We start from the raw sequence: 20,275 nt of genomic DNA on the forward strand, positions 1-20,275 counted from the left end.
ATTATAAGATGAGTCTTTATGACTCACTATCCGCGCATGAAGACGTGGTCGTGGTACCTCCCCGATGAACCTCCTACGGGGGAGGTTTCTCTCACCGACACCACCGACTTCTCCCGCTCTGCTCAAGCCACGTGGCGGCTGCTCGGTGCCCAGCGCACCGGCGTTATCGGCATCTTCATTGCCACCTTTATCAACGCTCCGCTCGGTGCCTTGGTCTCCGTTATCATCGGCCAGACCACGCAGTATGCCTTCTCCGAGCCCTCTTGGCGCACCGTAGCCCTACCGCTTGCGGCCACGGCGGTCCTCCTCTACATCGCCTACATCTGCGAAGCCACGGCGGATGCGTTTACGGATCTGAGCCAGGCACGCACCACCCACACGCTGCGCCTTAACCTGCTCGACAAGCTGTTGGACGCTTCCACCGCTGGAATCAATCCGGGCCGGCTGCTCAACACGATGGATGAGGATTCGCACTACATCGGCCAGCTCAAGCAGATTCTCAACTTCCCACTGGTCATGGTGGGCTACCTCTTAGGCGCAATGGTCAGCCTGTCACCGATTTCCTGGCAGGTCTCCGGAGCGCTCCTCCTCGGCGCGCTCGCCACAGCGGTGACGTCCTGGGCCACGGCACGACCGCTGACTAAGGTAGCTGCGCGCCGCCGCCAGCTGGAAAACACCGCGCTTTCCCTCGCCACGGATTTTGCGCAAGGCTCCCGCGTCATTAAAGGCTTGGGCGCCAAGGACATTGCCCGCCAGCGCTTTTCCGATGCCGCCCAGGACGCGCTGACCGCCATGCTGAAAGAGGCGAAGCGTGCATCCCTCATGGCATGGATTCGTCAGATGGTTCCCGCCGCCTTCGCCGTGGGTATTCTCGCGTGGACCTCCTGGGAAACCTTTGAGGGTCGCATCGCCCCCGGCGGCATGATGGCGATTACCATGCTCGTGCCGCCGGCACTGACCGTGTTGGGTGTCTCCCTAGGCCTACTTACTGAGAACTGGGCCAGGGCACAGGCCTCCGTGGAGCGCGTCGGCGAACTACTCGGTGACCTCTCTGCCAACACCGTCGACACCACCAGCACGCCCATCGAGCTCTCCCCTGGCCTCCACGTGTGGATGCCCACCACCACTGAAGGTCGCGACACCGTGGACTCCTGGGTGCGCTACCTCAACGACCACGGCGCCTTGTGCCCACCGCACCGCATCTCCGTGCTGGAGGGCACCCTGCAAGACAACGTCGATCCTCTCCGCAGCGCTAGCATCGCGCAGCTTCACGACGCCCTCCACGCCTCCGCCTGCGAGGACATCGTTACCCGTCTCGGTGGCTTCGGCCCCAACGGTGAGCTCCCCTCCGCTCCCATCGGTGAGGCCGGACTCAAGCTCTCCGGCGGCCAACGCCAGCGCGTCGCGCTTGCCCGCGCACTCGCCCTCGACCCCGACATCCTCGTGCTGGATAACCCCACGACGGGACTGGATTCGTTGACCCTGGCGGATGTGGCCAAGCGCGTGCGTGACCTGCGCGCCGGCAAGGTAACCGTGGTCATCACCTCTGCCTCCACGTGGGCCGCCAACGCCGATGAGGTGGTGGAACTATGAGCACTGCACACGAGACCACCACCCTAGACCGCGCCGATGCCCTGGCCCCTGCCTCCCCGCAGGAATGCCTGCGCTTCCTTAAGACCCTGCCCAGTGCGCCCAGCAGGCTCGGCATCGCCCTCTTCTTTGGGCTGTTTACCGTGACTGTTGTCATGATGAACCTGGTCTCCCAGGTGCTCGGCCGCGTCGTCGACATTATCCAGGGCGTCGAACTGCCCTTCCTCGGCACGGGGCGCAGCGCCATGGTGGGCGCGCTCATCATCATTGCCGTGGGCTACCTGGTGGAGGTCACCGGCCGCACCTTGGGCCGCTACCTGGTCACCTCCACCACCCGCCGCTTGTCGGTGGATCTACGCACCTCAGCGCTGGATTCCACCCTCGGCGCTCCCGTGCCCGCCGTCATGGAACTGGGCACCGGCAACGTCATCACGCGCCTGTCCAAAGACATCGATACCGTGGTGATGACCATCTCCATGATGGGTGACCGCCTCGTGCTCACCCTCTTTATGCTGCCGCTAACTGCGGTCATGATGGTGTTCATCCACCCTGCCTATGCCCTGCTCTTCATCGCGGTGGGCTGCCTGCTTTATCCCTTCATCCGCGGCACCATGCGGGACATCCCCGCCGTTGCCAACGAAGTGTCCTCGGTGGAGGCCTACCGCAACAACGTGCTGCTGGACACCATCCGCGCACTGGAGACCCTCCGCCAGTTCACGCTTAAGGACTGGGCGCATACCCGCATGGAGCGCTACTCCTGGGACACCGTGCAGGCTTGGGGTAATAAGGTCCCGCTCATTAACCGCATCGTCGGCCAAGGCGCCCTCGCCTTCGGCGTGCTGCTGCTGGGCTCAGTAGCCATGTCCGTGCCCATGGTCATGGCCGGCTGGCTTACCCAGGGCCAAGCTACTGCCGCGGTGCTGCTCGTCATGCGCTTAGAAGTCCACGTGTTCAACATCCTCTTCTTCGCCGGCGAGATCCAGCATTCCGTGACCTCCCTCGGCCGTGCCGTGGCCCTGGCCACCCTCGAGGACGCCGCCAGCACCGGCGCGAAACAGAAGGGCAAGAACGCGAATCACAAGGACACTCCTCGGCTGAGCCACGCCCCGACCATCACCATTGAGAACCTCTCCTACCACTACCCGGGTGGCGCGCCTGTGCTTCGCGACGTCTCCCTTACCCTCACCGCCGGCACTACCACCGCCTTGGTGGGTACTTCCGGTGCGGGTAAATCCACCCTGGCGTCCCTCGTCGCCGGACTGCAGTACCCCACCCAGGGAAGTATCAGTCTCGACGACATCGATACTGCCACTGTCCCCAACACGTGGATCACCGAACACGTCGCGCTCATTACCCAGGAAGTCCACCTCTTCTCCGGCACGCTGCGCAATGACCTTCTGTTGGCCAAGCCCGGTGCCAGCGATGAAGACCTCTGGGCGGCACTCCACACCGTAGGTTTGGACGAGCACTCCCGCTGGCTCCCCCAGGGCCTCGACACCCTCATCGGTGCCGGTCACGAGGAGATCGGCGCGGAAGCCGAACAGCAGCTGTCGCTAGCCCGTATGATCTTGCGTCAGCCTCCTGTCCTCATCATGGACGAGGCCACCTCCGAAGCCGGCTCCGAACATGCTGAGGTTCTCGAACACGCCGCCAAGGCTGTCACCACAGGCCGCACTGCACTCGTCGTTGCCCACCGCCTAGACCAAGCCCGTGAGGCCGACCGCATCATCGTCATGGAACAAGGCCAAATCGTGGAAGACGGCACCCACGCCGAGCTCATCGCACTGAACGGCCGCTACGCAAAGGCTTATGCACAGTGGGAGCACGGCAGCTAAGTGAAAGCACGGCAACTAGAACCAGATTGGGAATAGGCGCGCACCTAAGCGAAGACGGTTTTCTTGATCGCCCGTCGGATCAATTCAGACCGGCTAATCTTCTCCTTCACCGCAACTCGGTCGAGATTGGTTAATTCTTCCTGCGTCAACCTTACGGCCACGACCTTGGCTGGCTCAGAACCTCTTCCGGGACGTCCGCGTCCTCGCTTTTTCAACTCCTGCGGGTCATAACCATGCTCCGCTTCTGCGACCCATGCATCCAATTGCTTATCAGTAACTTTCACAGGCATGGGATTATCGTATAACGAAAAGTTCTCTCTGCCACCGTCTCGAACGACCATACTTTCGGTCTCTACCATAGGAACTATGCATCTTCTCCCCTTGACTGAAGCCGACCGCACCTACCTTGCCCGCCTCAACTTCCTTGCCGATACGTTCGGTGATGAGCACAAAGCACTCCCCGATGGTTTTGAGGAGGGCTTTGACTACTACCTCGGCGGTTGGGAACCTTCCCGCGGCGGATTCATCGCCTGGGAAGGCCACGTGCCCGCCGGCGGTGTGTGGCTCAACTGGGGCACTGCTGAACGCCACGGCTTTGGTCACGTGGCTGAGGGCATTCCCGAGCTAGCCCTCGCTGTCGAACCCCGCTTCCGCGGCCAAGGTGTGGGCACCGTGCTTATCGACGCCGCCACGGACCTCGCCCGTGCGATGAACACTCCCGGCATCTCCCTCTCTGTGGCCAAAGACAATGACCGTGCCCACCGCCTGTACCTGCACCTCGGCTTTGAACCGGTAAGCGAACGTGACGGTCACATCGTCCTGGTCAAGCGCTTCGTCTAAACCTCACACGCAACACAACTTAACTAACTTCACTCTAGTTGCGTGTCACTTGGCCTTTTACAGCGGCACCCGAGCGAGAATAAGGGGTCGAATTGTCTCCGTAGAAGGTTGTCATGCGTCGCACTAGATTCCTTACACACTCGCTCGCTGCCCTCACACTCGCGGTCTCCACCGCACTGCCCGGCGTTGCCCCCGCAGCTGAGCTCCCCAAGCTCCCCGCACCGGGAATCCCGGCGCCACAACTGCAAGTGCCTCCCGACGTCCGGAAGGAAATCGACCGCATCGAGGAAGACGCCTACAACGCCCTTCCCAAGGAGCTCCAGAACAACCCCATCTTCGCCGGCTCCTCACGCCCCCAAGCGCCCGGATCGAAAGACAAGAAGAAGCCGGCAGCCAAAGATAACAAGCACGGCGCGGACAAACACCACAAGAGCAACCAGCACTCCCAGTCCGTAGCGGACGCGACGTGTTCTAACTGCGTTGCCGTCACCTACGATGACGGTCCCGGTCAACTCACGGCACAAGTGCTCGATACCCTGAAGGCTAAGGACGCGCATGCAAGCTTCATGGTGCTCGCTCCCAAGGCCTACGCGCATCCTGAGCTTCTGCGCCGCATGAAGGCCGAAGGCCATACCGTGGGCAACCACACCGCCACACATCCCGAACTGGACAAGCTACCGGCGGGCCAGGTTGACGGTGAGATCAAAGCAGGGGCAGCCGCCATCAAGGCAGCCACCGGCGATAGCCCACGCTGGCTCCGCCCTCCCTATGGCGCAACCAACAACACCGTCTACAAAGCCGCACAGGCCAATGGCCAAGCCCAAGCACTCTGGTCAGTCGACACGCTGGACTGGAAAGACCGCAACACCGACCACGTCTGCCGTGCTGCCGTCGACGGCGCACAACCAGGCGCCATCATACTCATGCATGACATCCACCCCACCACCGTCGCAGCCACCGACTGCGTCATCGACGGCCTCCGCGCCAAGGGCCTCGAACCAGTCAGCCTCGACCGCCTCATCCCAAACCCGGAGGCGGGAAAGCAGTATCTTAACCGGTAGGTGGCACAAAATTCAGTGTGCCAAGAGGCCGCTGCCAGCAACGCGCCATACCGATAGAAGAAAGAAGGCTCCAGCCACTTTGGTTGGAGCCTTCCTCTTTCGATTGAAGGAAAAGCCTTCTACTTCACCTGGCCTGCAAGGCGGATTCTACCGGCGTCGGTTGTAATAAAAGTAGGGCCCCGCCTTATGGCGGGGCCCTACTACTGGCTTACTCCGTTAGGGGCGGAGTGATATCAGCTACCGGGGGACTAGAACGGGAGCTTGATGTTCAGAGCCTTGGAGATTGCCGGAGCAACTGCCGGGTATGCAGCGGCAACTGCAGCCAGGATACCAGCGACGATGCCGAAGATAGCGAGCGGGGTCGGCTTGCCGTTGTTGGACAGCTTGTCCTTAGCGGAGCCCTTGTCGCCCTTGTTGTTGTTGTCGCCGTCCTTGCCAGCGTCGCCGTCCTTGCCAGCGTCGCCGTCCTTGCCAGCGTCGCCGTCCTTGCCAGCGTCGCCGTCCTTGCCGTTGTCGCCGCCAGCCAGGTTCTCGAGAGCATCAGCGATGCGCTGACGATCCTTAGCCTCCTGCTCGGCGCGCTCACGCTCAGCCTTAGCGTTCTCCTCAGCTGCCTGGGAGTCAGCGATTTCCTTCTGAACGCCGTTGTCAGCGTTGACAACCTGGCGGTAAGCCTCTTCGTACTCGATGTTGTAGTTGCTCGGACCGAACCAGAGCTGCTGTGCAGCAACCTTCATTGCCAGGTATTCGGTGCGCTCCTCGTCATTGCCACCGTCCCAGACAGCAACCTCGGTATTGCCCCACGGGCTCTCCGGGTTCACGAAGTCGGCCGGGATCTGCGGGGTCCAGATGCGGTTGCCGTCGAAGTTAGCCTTGTCGGTAGCCCAATCCTTGAACTTGTTCTTAGAATCGAAGACTTGGGTCTTGTAGACCTCGTAGTTCTTGTTCTTAGCGACAGTGACAGCACCCTCGCCGTGCTTGATAAGGTCAGCGTAAGCCTGACGCAGGGTAGTTTGCTTATCGTTGATAACTACGGTTGCGTTGTCATCAGCCTCGCGGAGCTCGAGCTCGCGGGCGCCGATAGCGAACTCAGCCTCCATTGCGCGCAGGACGCGAACCTGAGCGTGTGCCTGGTCCAGGTAGCCCTGGCGAACCAGGATGTCGGCACCCTGAGCGCCGCGGGAAGCCTCGAGGGCTGCCTTGCGAGCCTCCTCCAGGGCTGCACCGTCCTCCTTGAGCTGCTCCAAGAGCATCTCAGCGTCAGCGATCAGCTGCTCAAGCAGCGGGATGTAGTCACGAGTGATGTAGCTGTCCTCGTTCTTATCAGCGTTACGCCAGCCAGCGTAGTCGAGGCGCTCCTTGTAGGTCTTGATGGTGTCTTCGAAGATTTTGATGTTCTTCGCCGGGGTCTTCTGAACGGAGTTGAAATCCTCTGGGTCGACCGGGCTCAGCTTCGGAGCCTCAAGCGGCGGAAGGTTGGTCTTGTCCTCGTCGTTGACCTTATTGGCCCACTTTTCGTTAGCCTTGTTCAGGTCGCTCTCCAGCAGGCCGAGCTTGCCGTCGCCATCCTTGTCGTAGCGCTTGCCACCGGCAATGTTGGTAACGGTGTTGTTGTAGTCGAAGGCCTTCTCTTCGTAGTTGGCCCAAGCCTTGTCAGCGCCCTTGTCGTTCTCCAGAGCGTACGCTACGGAAGCGCGTGCAGCCTGTACGTTCTTCTCAGCCTGAGCGAGCTGCTTGGTAGCCTCGTTGGCTGCAGCCTGGTAAGCCTTGTGGTCAGCCTGCTCGGAGCGGTCAAGACCATCGGTGTTGGCATCACGAGCTGCGGTGTACAGCTCCTCGAACTGGTTGTTGTTGACGATGTAGTGGTGGGTTGCCTCTACGAGCTTGCGGAGCTGAGCCTCGGTGACGTCCTTAGCTTCTACATCCTTACCCAGGGATGCGTCCGGCTCGTTGAAACCGCCACCCTGGATGTTGGTGGTGGTGGTGTCCTCAGCGAAAGCCGGGACTGCAACACCGGAAACACCGGTGGCTACTGCGATGGCACCTGCGAGAGCGGCGGTGCGAACACGGTTCTTGAACATGTAATTCCCCTATGAGAGTTGAGGTCGGACTGTGAAAATTATCTTACGATAACCGTCGTGTAGGGCGACGCTAGCAATCGTTCTTGATGAATGATCTTCACATTCTCAACGAGTAGTGCAGCTTTTGTCGCTGTAGGCAAGATTATCGGAGTTGTGTCGGTCTTTCCAGTCAAACGCAACAAGTTTCCAAAGTTTTTCCAAACCTTTGTTGGCTATCGCCGACTAACCAGCAGGTAGATGACAGTGTTTTATACGCGAGGGGCTATTGTAACTGTTTCGAACCTCTGTGAATGCTGTGAATGATTTTACCCCTATACGGGTAATAATTACATTTATGTCATTCGATAGGCGCGGAAACGAAGCGCCTATTCTGGCCCCCTAAATCAATTCCACCCGGCTCCGAATCAACCGGGCACGTCGGTTAACTCTCGGGTCCAGATCCACTCCTGGAGTTGAAATAAAGAAAGACGCCCAGCGTCCATCGCTGGGCGTCTTCACTTTTATGCTGTGGAGCATAGGAGAATCGAACTCCTGACCTTCTGCTTGCAAAGCAGATGCTCTACCAATTGAGCTAATGCCCCATGGTTCCGTGGTGGGCCTAGCTGGAATCGAACCAGCGACCTCATCGTTATCAGCGATGCGCTCTAACCGACTGAGCTATAGGCCCTTACCGGAACGAGTAGTTACTCTACATAGGACTGGCGATCTATTACAAATCGCCAGGTCAATCGACATTTCCTAGGTAGTCTTAGAGCACTATTACCGCCATTCTTTTGGCTAACGCTGCGGCTCGTCTTGTAGTCGCACCTTGAAGCCGCCAAAGACATCAACAATGGCGTTATATATAACAGCCATGATCGGCGCCAGAAGCGTCATCAGTACAGCAATAATGGCACCGAAAAGAGCAGCCGCGGAGACTACAAGGCCGAAGCTGACTTCAAAGCCTCCACCAACACCGCCCACAAGGCTGTTGAGAGAATCCCAGATTCCTGCTTGGTCGAGGCCGAGGTACAGCAGACACACTGCGATAATCCAGGCGACCAAGCCAACGAGGGACATGGCGAGACCCACGCGGAAAGCCGACATCGGTGAAATCCGCGCTAGGTGCATCTCTCGTCCGATCATGACTTACTCCTCATCAGTCTTATCGTCAGCGGCCTTGTCCTTGTTGTCCTTGGAGTCTTCACCCAGCTTGAGGTGCTCGGGCTTGACATCCTCAACGGACTTCTCACCCTTAGCTACTGCCTGTGCATCTTCCTCGCCGTCATCCTCAACGTTGCGGTCGATGGCAAGCAATTCAACATCGTCAGCCAGGTTAACCAGACGAACACCCATCGTGGCACGGGAACTTGGGCGGATTTGGTTGACCTCGGTACGGACTACACCGCCGGCAGACGTGATGGCGAAGATTTCGTCATCCTCGTCCACAGCAATGGCAGAGATGAGCTTGCCGCGCTTCGGGGTGTACTTGAAGGTCATAACACCCAGGCCGCCACGACCCTGCGGGGTGTATTCCTCAATCGCCGTGCGCTTTCCGTAGCCGCCGGAGGTCGCCACAAGAAGGAACTGGCCATCATTTACCACGGACATGGAGAGCAACTGGTCATCGCCACGGAAGCGCATGCCCTTCACACCGGCGGTAGCACGGCCCATCGGACGCAGCTGGTCATCATCTGCAGTGAAACGGATTGCCTGTCCCTGCTCTGAGGTGAGCAAGATGTCATCGCCTTCGTTAACTAGCTGTGCGCCAATCAGCGCGTCGCCTTCGTTGAGGTTGATGGCGATGAGGCCAGCAGAACGTGCGGACTCGTAGTCGGTAAGACGCGACTTCTTTACGCGACCCTGCTCGGTGGCCAAGACCAGGTAAGGAGCGTCCTCGTAGGACTGAATCTGAATGACCTGTGCGATCTTCTCCTCCGGCTGGAATTCCAGCAGGTTAGCTACGTGCTGGCCGCGGGCGGTACGGCCTGCCTCCGGAAGCTCGTAGGCCTTAAGGCGGTAAACGCGGCCGAAGTTGGTAAAGAACAGGATCCAGTCGTGCGTGGAGCAGACGAAGAAGTTCTTAACAATATCGTCTTGCTTGAGCTCTGCACCACGCACGCCCTTGCCTCCGCGCTTCTGTGCCTTGTAGGCATCTACCTTGGTGCGCTTGGCGTAACCGGTAGCGGTGATGGTGACCACGACGTTCTCACGAGCGATGAGGTCTTCATCGGTGACGTCGCCAGAGGCAGCGACGATTTGGGTGCGACGCTCGTCACCGTAATTCTCCACGATCTCCTCAAGCTCATCGTGGACAATCTGACGCTGACGTTCCTCACGAGCCAGGATGTCCTTGAGGTCTGCGATGATTTCCTCGATCTCCGCCAGCTCGTCAATAATCTTCTGGCGCTCCAAGGCTGCCAGGCGGCGCAGACGCATGGCCAGAATGGCATCGGCTTGGATCTCGTCGACGTCGAGTAGCTGCATCAAGCCCTCGCGTGCCTCCTCCACCGTCGGGGAACGGCGGATGAGCGCGATGACCTCATCGAGCATGTCGAGCGCCTTGACCAGACCGCGCAAGATGTGGGCGCGCTTCTCCGCCTCATCGAGGCGGTACTGGGTACGGCGAACAATGACCTCGATCTGGTGCGCCACGTAGTAGCGCAGCATCTGATCCAGACGCAGCGTGCGCGGCACGCCATCAACGATGGAAAGCATGTTAGCGCCGAAGGAGGTCTGCAGCTGGGAGTGCTTGTACAGGTTGTTGAGCACCACACGAGCGACAGCATCACGCTTGAGCGTGACGACGATGCGCATACCGACGCGGTCAGAGGATTCATCCTCAATCTTGGCAATGCCGGCAATCTTGCCGTTGACCACGGATTCCGCGATGTTGGAGATCATGTTGTCCGGGTTGACCTGGTACGGCAACTCGGTGATGACGATGGTCTGGCGGTTGCCCACCTCCTCAATGGAGGTCACACCGCGCATGCGGATGGAGCCGCGGCCAGTGGTGTAGGCGTCCTTGATTCCTTGGTCACCAACAATCAGACCAGCGGTGGGGAAATCCGGACCCTTGACGTACTTCATGCACGCCTCAAGGGCCTCTTCATCGCTGGCATTCGGGTTCTCCAAAAGCCAGTAAATGGCGTCCGCCAGTTCGTTGAGGTTGTGGGGCGGGATGTTGGTAGCCATACCGACAGCAATACCGCCGGAACCATTCATCAAAAGGTTCGGAACGCGGGAGGGCAGAATGACCGGCTCTTCGGTCTTGCCATCGTAGTTGGGAGCGAAGTCCACGGTGTTTTCGCGGATATCGCGCACCATCTCCATGGCCAGCGGGGTCATGCGGCACTCGGTGTAACGCATAGCAGCCGGACCGTCATTACCGCGGGAGCCGAAGTTACCTTGGCCGTCTACCAGCGGGTAGCGCATGTTCCACGGCTGAGCCAAGCGCACGAGGGTGTCGTAAATAGCGGAGTCACCGTGCGGGTGGAACTGACCCATCGTGTCCGAAACCGGACGAGCCGACTTCACATAACCACGATCCGGACGGTAGCCGGAGTCAAACATCGCGTACAGGATGCGGCGGTGCACTGGCTTCAGGCCATCGCGGACCTCAGGGAGAGCACGGCCGACAATGACGGACATGGCGTAGTCGATGTAGCTCGACTCCATCTCCTCATTAATGTCAATGGGATGAATACGATCAAAAAGATCGCCGTTATTATCACTCATAACGCCTTATCGTACCGTCTGAGGCGCTGTGAAGCTCTTCGTGCCACGATAGTGGTATCACGGTGGTATCGCACTGTTAGCATGTGAGACATGGCAATGACACTCAGGCTCACTCCAGAGCAGGATCACGCGCTTACACTGTTGGCCTCAGCGCAGGGAACATCAAAACACGAGGCTGTGGTCCGCGCTGTGGTGGCCGCAGCTTCCCGAACGCTTTCTGATGCTGCCGTTCAGGACACGGCCCGGCGACTTTTGCCTAGGCGTGCTGAGCTTGAAGCAGAGATTCGCCGGACTCGTGGTCAATCATGAGTGTTGAGCATCTAGTTCTCATAGCTCGCGAGTTCTGCCGTTTATATCGCGTACGGATTGTGTCCTTTGCGGCACTGGCCGCTGCGGCAGGTGCAAGTGCTGCGTCAGTAGAGGGCATTCCCGTCCACGGGACTCGGCAAGAGTCTGCAGCCGCCCTCGAAAACGTGTTGCGCGCGGTCCCAGCATTAAACGCAAAGAATGAAGAATTCGCGCACTTTTGCGCGCAGGTCTATCTTTCTGTGGCAGAAGTTATGTAAGTTAAGCATGATAAAGATGCTTAAACCATCTCGCGTTTAAGTAGTGGGGCGCTCGCAACCACCCCACTCTCCCTCTAGAAAGGAATTCCCTATGTCCATGAAGAAGCTTCTCGCCGCCGGCGTTGTGGCCACCACTCTTGCCACCGCTGTTGCACCAGCAGCAAGCGCTGAGACCACTAATGACGACTGGAAGAAGAACGTCAACCCTGACTTCCAGCAGGGCGAGGCTGGCTCCTCACTCACGGGTTCCACTCCCCTGGACATGACTTTTATCATCGGTGGCTCCATTGCTGGTGCCTTGGCGCTGCTTAAGCTAGTCGTTGACAACGTGCCAGCCCTGCGCGCTCAGGTCGATGAGTTTGCCGCACAGGTCGGCCTTGCTGGATCCTCTGGTTCGTCTGAGGACAGCCGTCTGAACCAGGGTGGCCTCGACTTTGACCTCGAGCGTCTTGCCCGCACTAATGGTTTCCCGGAGATTGCTGACCAGCTCGCCGCGCTCAAGGCAGGCTCTAGCGCCCCAGCACAGTAAGCTCACATATATGGCAAACCTCACCCAGCTTCTTCAGTCCCCTACCCGCAATGCCGTGGTGGCGGACTTGTCCACGGCCGCCGATGAAGCCGTTTCTTCTCTGTCCGGAATTTCCGGCATGGCCTTCAAAGGTGCATTAGCAGCCGCCAAGAAGGCAGATTCCAAAGTTGTATCCAAGGGAGTCAACCAGATGCTCCCAGAACTTTTGAACAGCCTTGATTCCTACTGGAAGGAATTCGAAGGTTCTGAGCAATCAGACTTCGGCACGTACCTTGATGGTCGCAGTTCTGAAATTACTGATGCCATTATGGCTACTGCTGATAAGTCCGCTGAGGACATCAAAGCACCTGGCATTGCCCGTACCTACAAGTCGCTACGCGGTAAGGCTTCTTCCATCTTGGAGCCGAACGTGCCGACTATCGGCCGTGTGCTGCAACGCCACATGGGTACCGTTTAGGAAGCGTCACTTCGGATTCATAGACACACAAAAAGACCAGCTCCTCGTTGTGAGGGCTGGTCTTTTCCTATACTGCCGGAAGGTACGTGCAGCTCTGTCCTACACGTGTAAATGGTCTTAGACGTGTAAGACCGTTTACACGTCGAGGAAGCGCACGTCCTTTGCGCGGCGGGTAATGAAGGAACGGCGGGCCGCAACGTCATCGCCCATAAGGATGGAGAAGAGTTCGTCGGCACGCTGGGCATCCTCAAGGTCCACACGGCGCAGAATGCGGGTGTTCGGATCCAAGGTGGTCTCCCACAGCTCGGAGGCATTCATCTCACCGAGACCCTTGTAGCGCTGGATACCGTCATCCTTGTTAATCTTGCGATTTTCTGCCAAGCCCTCAGCCAGCAGCTTGTCGCGCTCAGCATCGGAGAAAGCGTATCCCGGCTGGCCCTTGGCCCACTTCAGCTTGTACAGCGGCGGGTTAGCCAAGTAGACGTGGCCATCCTCCACCAGCTGCGGCATGAAGCGGAAGAGCAGCGTCAACAGCAGCGTCGCGATGTGCTGGCCGTCCACGTCGGCATCGGCCATAAGCACAATCTTGTCGTAACGCAGCTTGGAGATATCGAACTCTTCGTGGATACCAGTACCCAAAGCGGTAATGATGGCCTGGACTTCGGCGTTCTTGAGCACCTTATCCATGCGGGCCTTCTCCACATTAAGAATCTTGCCTCGCAGCGGAAGGATGGCCTGGAACATCGAGTCACGTCCACCCTTAGCGGAACCACCTGCGGAGTCACCCTCCACGATGTACAGCTCGGAGAGCTTGGAATCCTTGGAGCGGCAATCCGCCAGCTTGCCCGGAAGACCACCCAGATCACCAGCGGACTTGCGGCGAACCAGCTCACGGGCTTTGCGCGCAGCTACGCGAGCATGCGCCGAGGAGACGGCCTTGTTGATAATGACCTTGGCCTCAGCCGGGTTGGCATCGAACCAGTCATTAAGGTGCTCATTGACTGCGCGCTGGACAAAGCCCTTGATTTCAGAGTTACCGAGCTTGGTCTTGGTCTGGCCTTCGAACTGAGGATCGCCCACCTTGACGGAAATAACAGCAGCAAGGCCCTCACGGCAATCATCACCGGAGAGGTTGCCATCCTTTTCCTTGAGAAGCTTGTGCTCCTTGGCGTAGCGATTCATCAGGGAGGTCAGCGCCGCACGGAAACCTTCCTCGTGCGTACCACCTTCGTGGGTATTGATGGTGTTAGCAAAAGTGTGGACGGATTCCTTGTAGCCCTGGTTCCACTGCAGTGCGATTTCAACCTCGTGGTCCTCACCCTTGACGTCGAAACCAACGATGGTGGGGTGAATGGCAGACTTGTTGCGGTTGAGGAACTCAACGTAGTCCTGCAGGCCATTCGGGTAGTGGTAGATGACTTCCTTCTTTTTCTTGGAAGTCTTCGCCTCGCCATCTTCCCCAGTAGCGTCCTTCTCATCGAGGGAGCTCAGGCTGACCGCTGCGTCACCAGCTTCGGCGATTTCTTCAAGCTCTGCTTGCTCCTTCGAGATAGCACGTTCATCACGAAGAACAATGGTCAGGCCCTTGTTGAGGAAGGCCATTTCCTGTAGGCGACGCGCAATAGTGTCGTAGTTAAACTCGACGGTTTCGAAAATCTCCGGGTCCGGCCAGAAACGGACGGTGGTACCGGTACCACGGGCGTTCTCACCCTCAACGAGCTCATCTGGGATGGCGTTGGTGAAGTTCTGGTACCAGTGCTTGCCATCGCGCTTAATGTCCGCCTCAACGCGGGTGGACAGGGCATTGACCACGGAAATACCCACACCGTGGAGACCACCGGAAACGGCGTACGACTCAGAGTCGAACTTACCGCCCGCATGCAGCTGAGTCATGACGACCTGGACGGTAGGAATGCCAGAGGCGTGCATCTCCACTGGGATACCACGGCCGTTATCGATGACCTCGACGCCACCGTCCTCGAGGAGAGTGACGGTGACCTTGTCGGCGTAGCCCGCCATTGCCTCATCGACGGAGTTGTCAACAATCTCCCAGATCAGATGGTGCAGACCACGGGCACCGGTGGAACCGATGTACATGCCGGGGCGCTTGCGGACGGCCTCGAGGCCTTCCAGAATCGTAATTGACCCCGCATCATATGCGTGTTGTTCAGCCACGGATTCGTGTTCTCCTTTTGGCTAGAGCTAAATCTAAGACTTTAGCCATTCTACACTGTGTCCCCCCACGCAGGGACACTGCACGCCAGTGAGAAGCCCAAATTTGCGTGAATTTCGCGATCGGCCCTAATAGCCGGATCAGCCGTATGTGTCTTGTGAGCCTTGCGGCTTGACCCATTGGCGCCCCTCATAGTTGCGATGCTGCTTGGGGCCTTGGATGTGCAGCTTCACCACAACATCAGGACCGAGGCGGTCGGCGATCTTCTGCAAGATGGGCCGCTGGAGGTAGCGCAGTTCCGTGGCCCAATTCGAAGAATCACAGGCTACATAGACAACTTGTTCTTTGATGGTGAGCGGTTGTGTGTGCGCAGCAATGCGCTCGCCCACGAGGTTTTCCCAATTGCCCATGACCCAACCGTGGGCCAGTTCGTGCTCCCAGCCGCGTTTGCCAATCTCACGCTGGATCTGTGCGCCGAGGCTTGGAATCTCCAGGCTGCGCCGCCGGCGACGGCCATCCGGCCCACTGGGACGTCCACGGCGATATGGCTTGGGCTGGTGTTCTGTAGGTGTGGAGGCCAGATTCATTTTGGGTGCGGGCTTGTTCAGCTTCGGCGCATTCTTGGAATTACTTCGAGTGCGTTCAAATAAGGCCTTTACGGGGTCGACGTTCTGCTCAGTCATGCTGATCATCCTTGTCACCGTCACCATCACCGTCTGCATGACCGTCAAGGCCCGGGGTACCTTCGGCTGGGTCTCCCCCTGCGGCAGCATGTGGTGTAATTTCAGAAATTCTGCCCTCGTCCGTGTCACGCACGGTGACGGTGAATCTCTCGATGGGCTGCAGATTGCCAGGCAGATCCTCGTCCACGGCTGCGGTGATGAGTACCTGTTCGGCTTCAGCGGCAAGATGGACGAGCTTCTCACGGCGCTTAGCATCGAGCTCCGCAAAGACATCATCGAGGATAAGGATCGGGTCGGTGCCGTCCTGACGCAGCAGGTTGAATTCCGCTAATCGCAGGGAAATGGCATAAGACCAGGTTTCACCATGGCTGGCAAAGCCCTTCGCAGGGCTGGTGCCCAAGTTCAGCACAAGGTCATCGCGGTGAGGGCCCACGAGCGAGATGCCGCGCTCAATCTCACGTTGGCGGGTAGTAGCCAGTTCAGTAAGCATCATGGCCTCGATAACCCCACGGTCGGAGACGTCCACCGTGGACTTGTACTCGATGCTGGCTGGACGCGATTCCGGGGCTAGACCAGAGTAGGCGGCAGGGATGAGGTTCTGGAGATCGTCGACAAGCGCCAAGCGTGCCTGAATCACCTGCGCGCCGAGCGAAGCCAGCTGCGTATCCCATGCGTCGAGGGTGGCCAGAGCCGAAGCGCCGTCACTGTCGTTGTAGCCGCGGCGCAGGCTCGCTGATGCCGACTTCAGCAACGCGTTACGCTGCTTTAAGACCTTGTCATAATCCGCTTTGACACCGGCTAATCGCGGGGTGCGTGAGGCAATGATGTCATCGAGGTACTGGCGGCGTGCTGCAGGTTCGCCGCGCACGAGCGAGAGGTCCTCCGGGGAGAACAAGACGGTTTTCACCACGCCGAGCAATTCGCGTGGGGACTTCAGACGTGTGCGGTTAATCTGCGCCTGGTTCGCCGCATGAGGTTTGATGAGCAGGTGCGCGGTAAGCTCGCGGCCCTGGTTAACAGCGGTGGCGGAGATGCGGGCGTTGTTCGCTCCTTGGCGCACGAGCGGGGCATCGTGGGATACGCGGTGCGAGGACAGGTGCGCGGTATAGCCGATGGCCTCGACGATATTGGTTTTGCCGAAGCCATTGCGGCCAACGAAGAGGGTAATCCCCGGTTTTAGCCCGAGGGTGAGCTCGGGCCAGGAGCGGAAGTCCCTGACATCGAGATCGCGGATGTACATACGGCCTAGCCTGGCAGGCGTACCGGCATCAGCAGGTAGGTGAAGTCCGTCTCCGGGGTGGGGAACGTGCCGTCTTCATTGGCCTCCGGTAGCTCCTCCGGCTCCGGAATCATGATGGCCGGGCGGGAAGGTTCGGTAAAGCCGAAGACAACGCGATCCGTGTGGACGACGCCAAGGCCGTCCTTGAGGTAAGACGGGTTGAAGGCGATTACGAAGCTATCGCGGCCGTTGAAAGCACAAGGAAGGGTTTCCGTGGCGCGGCCAGAATCAGCACCGGCGGCAAGGGTGACCTCGCCTTCGCTGAATTCCATGCGGATCTGGGCATTGCGGTCCGTCAGCAGGGAGACACGGCGAATGGCTTCCTGCAGCGGAGCTACCTCGATGCTGGCCATCGCCGTGTGGCTCTTCGGCAGCAGCGGTGCCACGTTGGGGAAGTCTGCATCCAGCATGCGGGTAGTGGTCTCACGGTTATCTGCATGCAGACCAAACAGGCCCTCAGCTGCAATGTTCTCACCGGTACCCACGGCGATCTCCACCGGGATGTTGAGGTGAGTATCCAAGGAACGGCCAGTGTCCTGGAGCGTCTTGGCTGGAACGAGGAGCTTGGCCTCAACATTGTCTGCAACCGGCTCCCACTCGAAGGTGCGCATGGCTAGGCGGAAACGGTCGGTAGCGGTCATCTCCACGTGGGAGCCATTAATCGCAATATGCACGCCGGTGAGCATGGGAAGCGTGTCATCCTTACCCGCCGCTGCCACGACCTGGCTGATGGCTTCAACGAAAAGCTGCGGGTTAATGGTGCCGGTGACCTCCGGGAGGACTGGCAGTTGCGGGTAATCATCAAGGGGGATGAGCGGCAGCTCGAAGCGCGAGGAACCACAGGTGAGCAAAACCTTGGAATCTTCCTGCGTCATCTCCACTTCCTTGTTGGGCAAGGACGCAACGATGTCAGAAAGCAGCTTGCCAGCGACGGCAATGCGACCCGGCTCATCCACCATGCCGGCGATGCGCACGCGCGTGGAGACCTCGTAGTCAAAGCCGGTGAATTCCAAACCATTGTCATCCGCGGTGATCAGCATGGCGCGCAGCACCGGCTGCGTGACCTTTGACGGCAGACTGCGCGCGACCCATGCGACGGCGTTGGCGAGGTCATCTTTGGCAACGCGAAATGACACGGACTGGTCCATGGTGGTGAGACGCTCCTCTAGTTGCTGATGGATAAATTCCTGACGGATAAATTCTTGGAAGCTCACTCCAACTTACAGGATCGGCGAGACACCACAGGAGTTTTGTCATTCACCATCCTTGCTCCCTCGTTGGAGACCGGTGGCCAGGCGGGCATCGACGAATCACACACATCCTTTTTCTTCTTAGTTAGGGAGAAAACAAAATAGGAGTAGTAATAAGCGCTGTGGGATCTGTGGAGAACCCTACAAAAGCCAAGCTTGCTCCGGCGAATCGATCTGTGGGCCAGGATGTGGGATCCCTGTGATTAAATGACACAAAATGTGAGTAACTCCGCCGGGGTCAGAGTTATCCACAATCCATCCCCAGATCTATCGCTGCTGATCACAGGGTTGCTCACAAGAGAAAATCTGGTCCTGATCTGCTGTGGAATCCGAAAACGTGACGAGGATCTACAAATTACAACAGTGAAATTACACAGGTGTGGATAACGCTGTGGATAACGAAAAGCGCCCCTCCCAAGGCCGTCACCGTGGAGTGGTGAGGTGGGAGGGGCGTCGGTAAGCGCGCGTCGTTAGCGGTGATTCTTCACGCGTTGGGTCAGCGCCTGGATTTCGTCGTACGTGTTTCTGTTCTCCGTCATCTCTTTGCGGATCTTCCGGTCGGCATAGATGACGGTGGTGTGGTCCTTGCCACCGAATTGATCACCAATCTTGGGCAAGGAAAGCTCTGTGAGCTCGCGGCACAGATACATTGCCAGCTGACGGGCGTGGGCCACAGCGCGCTTCTTACCAGAACCGCGCAGGGTCTCAACGTCAATGTTGAAGTACTCCGCGGTGACTTCCATGATGGCGGCTGCGGTGATCTGGCGGTCGGCCGAGTCCGGTGCCAGATCCTGTAGCGCAATCTCTGCCATCTCCATGCTGATCGGTTCGTTGACCAGGGAGGAGTAGGCAGACACGCGGATAAGTGCGCCTTCCAACTCACGGATGGAAGATTCAAAACGTGAGGCAATGAGCTCCAGGACTGAGCGGTCGACGTCGGTGCCGTCCGCAGCGGCCTTCTTCATGAGAATGGCAATGCGCGTTTCCAAGTCTGGCGGCTGGATATCCGTGATGAGACCGCCTTCAAAGCGGGTACGTAGGCGGTCTTCCAGGGTCGTCAGCTGTTTCGGCGGACGGTCAGAGGACAAAATGATCTGCTTGTTCGCCTGGTGAAGCGCGTTAAAGGTGTGGAAGAACTCCTCCTGCGTGGATTCCTTGCCCTCAAGGAACTGAATGTCATCCACCATGAGGATGTCCAAGTTGCGGTAGCGGCGCTTGAAGGATTCTTGGCGGTCATCACGCAGCGAATTGATGTAGTCATTGGTGAACTCTTCCGAGGACACATACTTCACGCGCAGCCCTGGGTGCAGCACCTGGGCATAGTTGCCGGCGGCGTGGAGCAGGTGTGTCTTGCCCAAACCAGAACCGCCCCAAATAAATAGTGGGTTATATGCGCGGGCGGGGTTCTCCGCTACGGCTACGGCCGCGCCGTTGGCAAAACGGTTGGAGGAACCGATGACGAAGTTCTCAAACGTGTGCTTCGGGTTGAGGGACTTCTCGTGATTCGGGTTGTGCGCGGGTTCCTCACGGGGGATTCGTGCACCGGCTGCCTCCGGGTAGCTGGCTGGTGCGGCGGCCTGCTGTTCGCTGTAGTGCTGAGCTAGCTCGTCCAGGCTGGCCGGTGAGTAGGTGGAATCCCACCTCGTGGCCTGCTGCTGTTGCTGTGGCTGGGCCGGCTGAGACTGGTGGTCCATGCCGTACTGGGGTGCCTCAGTTTGGATGGGGCGCTGGGGCGTGGGGTCTGGTTCAACTTCAGCAGGGGCAGACGCTGCTGGTTGCTCGGGCGCTGCCTGCTGAGCGGTAATTGTCACGGCCAGGGAACAGGGGCGGCCCATGTGCTGGGACAAGGTACGTGAGATGTGCTCCCCTAGCTCGGTCTCAATGACATTCTTGGCGTTTTCGTGTGGGGCGGCGATGAGGGCGTATCCGTCGCCGATCATGATGGGTTCGACGAGCTGCAAGTTGAGCCGCTGGCTGTGGGTAAAGTTCGGCACATGTGAGTTGGGTTGCTCAGACTGTGCCAGCAGATCAGTGACCACTGCTTTCCAGCTGGCCCTGAGGGCCGCTTGCGGATCAGACAAGACGCCTACCTTCTATGTAGTTCGAGTTCACACTGCCAGTGGTGAGAGGCCACGGGGCAGGTACTCGACCCACGTACTTGACCACTGTGCGGGTAGCGCAGTGATTCTTGTAATTATCGGGGGACGGACGGAT

General features: G+C 58.8%; 16 protein-coding genes and 2 tRNA genes. 7 read left to right on the forward strand and 11 right to left on the reverse strand.

From position 1 onward, the window contains the following. Positions 1-18: 18 nt before the first annotated feature. Both I6J72_RS11335 and I6J72_RS11340 read left to right on the forward strand, forming a co-directional pair. A complete protein-coding gene (locus I6J72_RS11335; RefSeq protein WP_204099248.1) occupies positions 19-1,593 on the forward strand; it encodes an ABC transporter ATP-binding protein in 1,575 nt (524 codons plus the stop codon). Then, entirely contained in the window at positions 1,590-3,425 is a 1,836-nt protein-coding gene (locus I6J72_RS11340) for an ABC transporter ATP-binding protein (protein ID WP_204099249.1), read from the forward strand. The genes I6J72_RS11335 and I6J72_RS11340 overlap by 4 nt, the downstream gene beginning before the upstream one ends. A gap of 44 nt (positions 3,426-3,469) precedes the next feature. Here I6J72_RS11340 and I6J72_RS11345 read toward each other — a convergent pair whose 3' ends face one another. Continuing rightward, a complete protein-coding gene (locus tag I6J72_RS11345) occupies positions 3,470-3,715 on the reverse strand; it encodes a ribbon-helix-helix protein, CopG family (RefSeq protein ID WP_204099250.1) in 246 nt (81 codons plus the stop codon). Between the two features lie 76 nt (positions 3,716-3,791). On the opposite strand from I6J72_RS11345, the gene I6J72_RS11350 reads away from it, so the two are divergent. Next, on the forward strand, positions 3,792-4,265 hold the full coding sequence (locus I6J72_RS11350) for a GNAT family N-acetyltransferase (RefSeq protein WP_204099251.1): 474 nt from the start codon (positions 3,792-3,794) through the stop codon (positions 4,263-4,265). Positions 4,266-4,378: 113 nt separating this feature from the next. Further along, positions 4,379-5,326: a polysaccharide deacetylase family protein gene (locus I6J72_RS11355; protein WP_204099252.1), complete on the forward strand. Its 948-nt coding sequence runs from the start codon at positions 4,379-4,381 to the stop codon at positions 5,324-5,326. Between the two features lie 248 nt (positions 5,327-5,574). On the opposite strand, the gene I6J72_RS11360 is transcribed toward I6J72_RS11355, so the two are convergent. From I6J72_RS11360 to gyrA, 5 genes are all read right to left on the reverse strand, one after another. Then, a complete protein-coding gene (locus I6J72_RS11360; RefSeq protein WP_204099253.1) occupies positions 5,575-7,407 on the reverse strand; it encodes a collagen-like protein in 1,833 nt (610 codons plus the stop codon). A 508-nt stretch (positions 7,408-7,915) separates the two neighbouring features. After that, a tRNA-Ala gene (locus I6J72_RS11365) sits at positions 7,916-7,988 on the reverse strand. Positions 7,989-7,997: 9 nt separating this feature from the next. Next, positions 7,998-8,074 (reverse strand) — tRNA-Ile (locus I6J72_RS11370). A gap of 110 nt (positions 8,075-8,184) precedes the next feature. Next, complete coding sequence (locus I6J72_RS11375) at positions 8,185-8,532, reverse strand: DUF3566 domain-containing protein (protein ID WP_204099254.1); 348 nt, start codon at positions 8,530-8,532, stop codon at positions 8,185-8,187. 3 nt (positions 8,533-8,535) lie between these two features. After that, entirely contained in the window at positions 8,536-11,124 is a 2,589-nt protein-coding gene (gene gyrA / locus I6J72_RS11380; protein ID WP_204099255.1) for a DNA gyrase subunit A, read from the reverse strand. 90 nt (positions 11,125-11,214) lie between these two features. Here gyrA and I6J72_RS11385 point away from each other — a divergent pair, with 90 nt between their 5' ends. The 3 genes from I6J72_RS11385 to I6J72_RS11395 all read left to right on the forward strand — a co-directional run bounded on the left by I6J72_RS11385 (position 11,215) and on the right by I6J72_RS11395 (position 12,676). Beyond that, positions 11,215-11,433, forward strand: a complete 219-nt coding sequence (locus I6J72_RS11385) for a CopG family transcriptional regulator (RefSeq protein WP_204099256.1) — start codon at positions 11,215-11,217, stop codon at positions 11,431-11,433. Between the two features lie 348 nt (positions 11,434-11,781). Continuing rightward, positions 11,782-12,219 carry a hypothetical protein gene (locus I6J72_RS11390; protein ID WP_204099257.1) on the forward strand — a complete coding sequence of 146 codons (438 nt, stop codon included), beginning with the start codon at positions 11,782-11,784 and terminating at the stop codon, positions 12,217-12,219. A gap of 10 nt (positions 12,220-12,229) precedes the next feature. Next, a complete protein-coding gene (locus I6J72_RS11395; protein ID WP_115020875.1) occupies positions 12,230-12,676 on the forward strand; it encodes a hypothetical protein in 447 nt (148 codons plus the stop codon). Between the two features lie 135 nt (positions 12,677-12,811). Here the strand turns inward: I6J72_RS11395 and gyrB are convergent, their stop codons facing one another. The 5 genes from gyrB to dnaA all read right to left on the reverse strand — a co-directional run bounded on the left by gyrB (position 12,812) and on the right by dnaA (position 20,142). Continuing rightward, positions 12,812-14,851 (reverse strand): DNA topoisomerase (ATP-hydrolyzing) subunit B, encoded by a 2,040-nt coding sequence (gene gyrB, locus I6J72_RS11400; RefSeq protein ID WP_204099258.1) that lies wholly within the window; start codon positions 14,849-14,851, stop codon positions 12,812-12,814. 138 nt (positions 14,852-14,989) lie between these two features. After that, complete coding sequence (locus I6J72_RS11405; protein WP_204099259.1) at positions 14,990-15,532, reverse strand: DciA family protein; 543 nt, start codon at positions 15,530-15,532, stop codon at positions 14,990-14,992. Beyond that, the gene (gene recF / locus I6J72_RS11410) at positions 15,525-16,772 is read right to left on the reverse strand and encodes a DNA replication/repair protein RecF (RefSeq protein ID WP_204099260.1); all 1,248 of its coding nucleotides are present in this window, start codon (positions 16,770-16,772) and stop codon (positions 15,525-15,527) included. Before recF ends, I6J72_RS11405 begins: the two co-directional genes overlap by 8 nt. 5 nt (positions 16,773-16,777) lie before the next feature. Next, positions 16,778-17,959 (reverse strand): DNA polymerase III subunit beta, encoded by a 1,182-nt coding sequence (gene dnaN, locus I6J72_RS11415; protein ID WP_039672940.1) that lies wholly within the window; start codon positions 17,957-17,959, stop codon positions 16,778-16,780. Between the two features lie 572 nt (positions 17,960-18,531). Next, the gene (gene dnaA / locus I6J72_RS11420; protein WP_204099261.1) at positions 18,532-20,142 is read right to left on the reverse strand and encodes a chromosomal replication initiator protein DnaA; all 1,611 of its coding nucleotides are present in this window, start codon (positions 20,140-20,142) and stop codon (positions 18,532-18,534) included. Positions 20,143-20,275: the final 133 nt, after the last annotated feature.

The organism is Corynebacterium sp. FDAARGOS 1242, from assembly GCF_016889985.1.
Lineage (GTDB): Bacteria > Actinomycetota > Actinomycetes > Mycobacteriales > Mycobacteriaceae > Corynebacterium > Corynebacterium minutissimum_B.

Coding starts and splice junctions, on each gene's coding strand:
- I6J72_RS11395 (WP_115020875.1), top strand. CDS start 12,230: ATGGCAAACCTCACCCAGCTTCTTCAGTCCCCTACCCGCAATGCCGTG.
- I6J72_RS11390 (WP_204099257.1), top strand. CDS start 11,782: ATGTCCATGAAGAAGCTTCTCGCCGCCGGCGTTGTGGCCACCACTCTT.
- I6J72_RS11375 (WP_204099254.1), bottom strand. CDS start 8,532: ATGATCGGACGAGAGATGCACCTAGCGCGGATTTCACCGATGTCGGCT.
- I6J72_RS11350 (WP_204099251.1), top strand. CDS start 3,792: ATGCATCTTCTCCCCTTGACTGAAGCCGACCGCACCTACCTTGCCCGC.
- I6J72_RS11345 (WP_204099250.1), bottom strand. CDS start 3,715: ATGCCTGTGAAAGTTACTGATAAGCAATTGGATGCATGGGTCGCAGAA.
- gyrA (WP_204099255.1), bottom strand. CDS start 11,124: ATGAGTGATAATAACGGCGATCTTTTTGATCGTATTCATCCCATTGAC.
- dnaN (WP_039672940.1), bottom strand. CDS start 17,959: ATGGACCAGTCCGTGTCATTTCGCGTTGCCAAAGATGACCTCGCCAAC.
- I6J72_RS11385 (WP_204099256.1), top strand. CDS start 11,215: ATGGCAATGACACTCAGGCTCACTCCAGAGCAGGATCACGCGCTTACA.
- I6J72_RS11340 (WP_204099249.1), top strand. CDS start 1,590: ATGAGCACTGCACACGAGACCACCACCCTAGACCGCGCCGATGCCCTG.
- I6J72_RS11355 (WP_204099252.1), top strand. CDS start 4,379: ATGCGTCGCACTAGATTCCTTACACACTCGCTCGCTGCCCTCACACTC.
- I6J72_RS11405 (WP_204099259.1), bottom strand. CDS start 15,532: ATGACTGAGCAGAACGTCGACCCCGTAAAGGCCTTATTTGAACGCACT.
- recF (WP_204099260.1), bottom strand. CDS start 16,772: ATGTACATCCGCGATCTCGATGTCAGGGACTTCCGCTCCTGGCCCGAG.
- I6J72_RS11360 (WP_204099253.1), bottom strand. CDS start 7,407: ATGTTCAAGAACCGTGTTCGCACCGCCGCTCTCGCAGGTGCCATCGCA.
- I6J72_RS11335 (WP_204099248.1), top strand. CDS start 19: ATGACTCACTATCCGCGCATGAAGACGTGGTCGTGGTACCTCCCCGAT.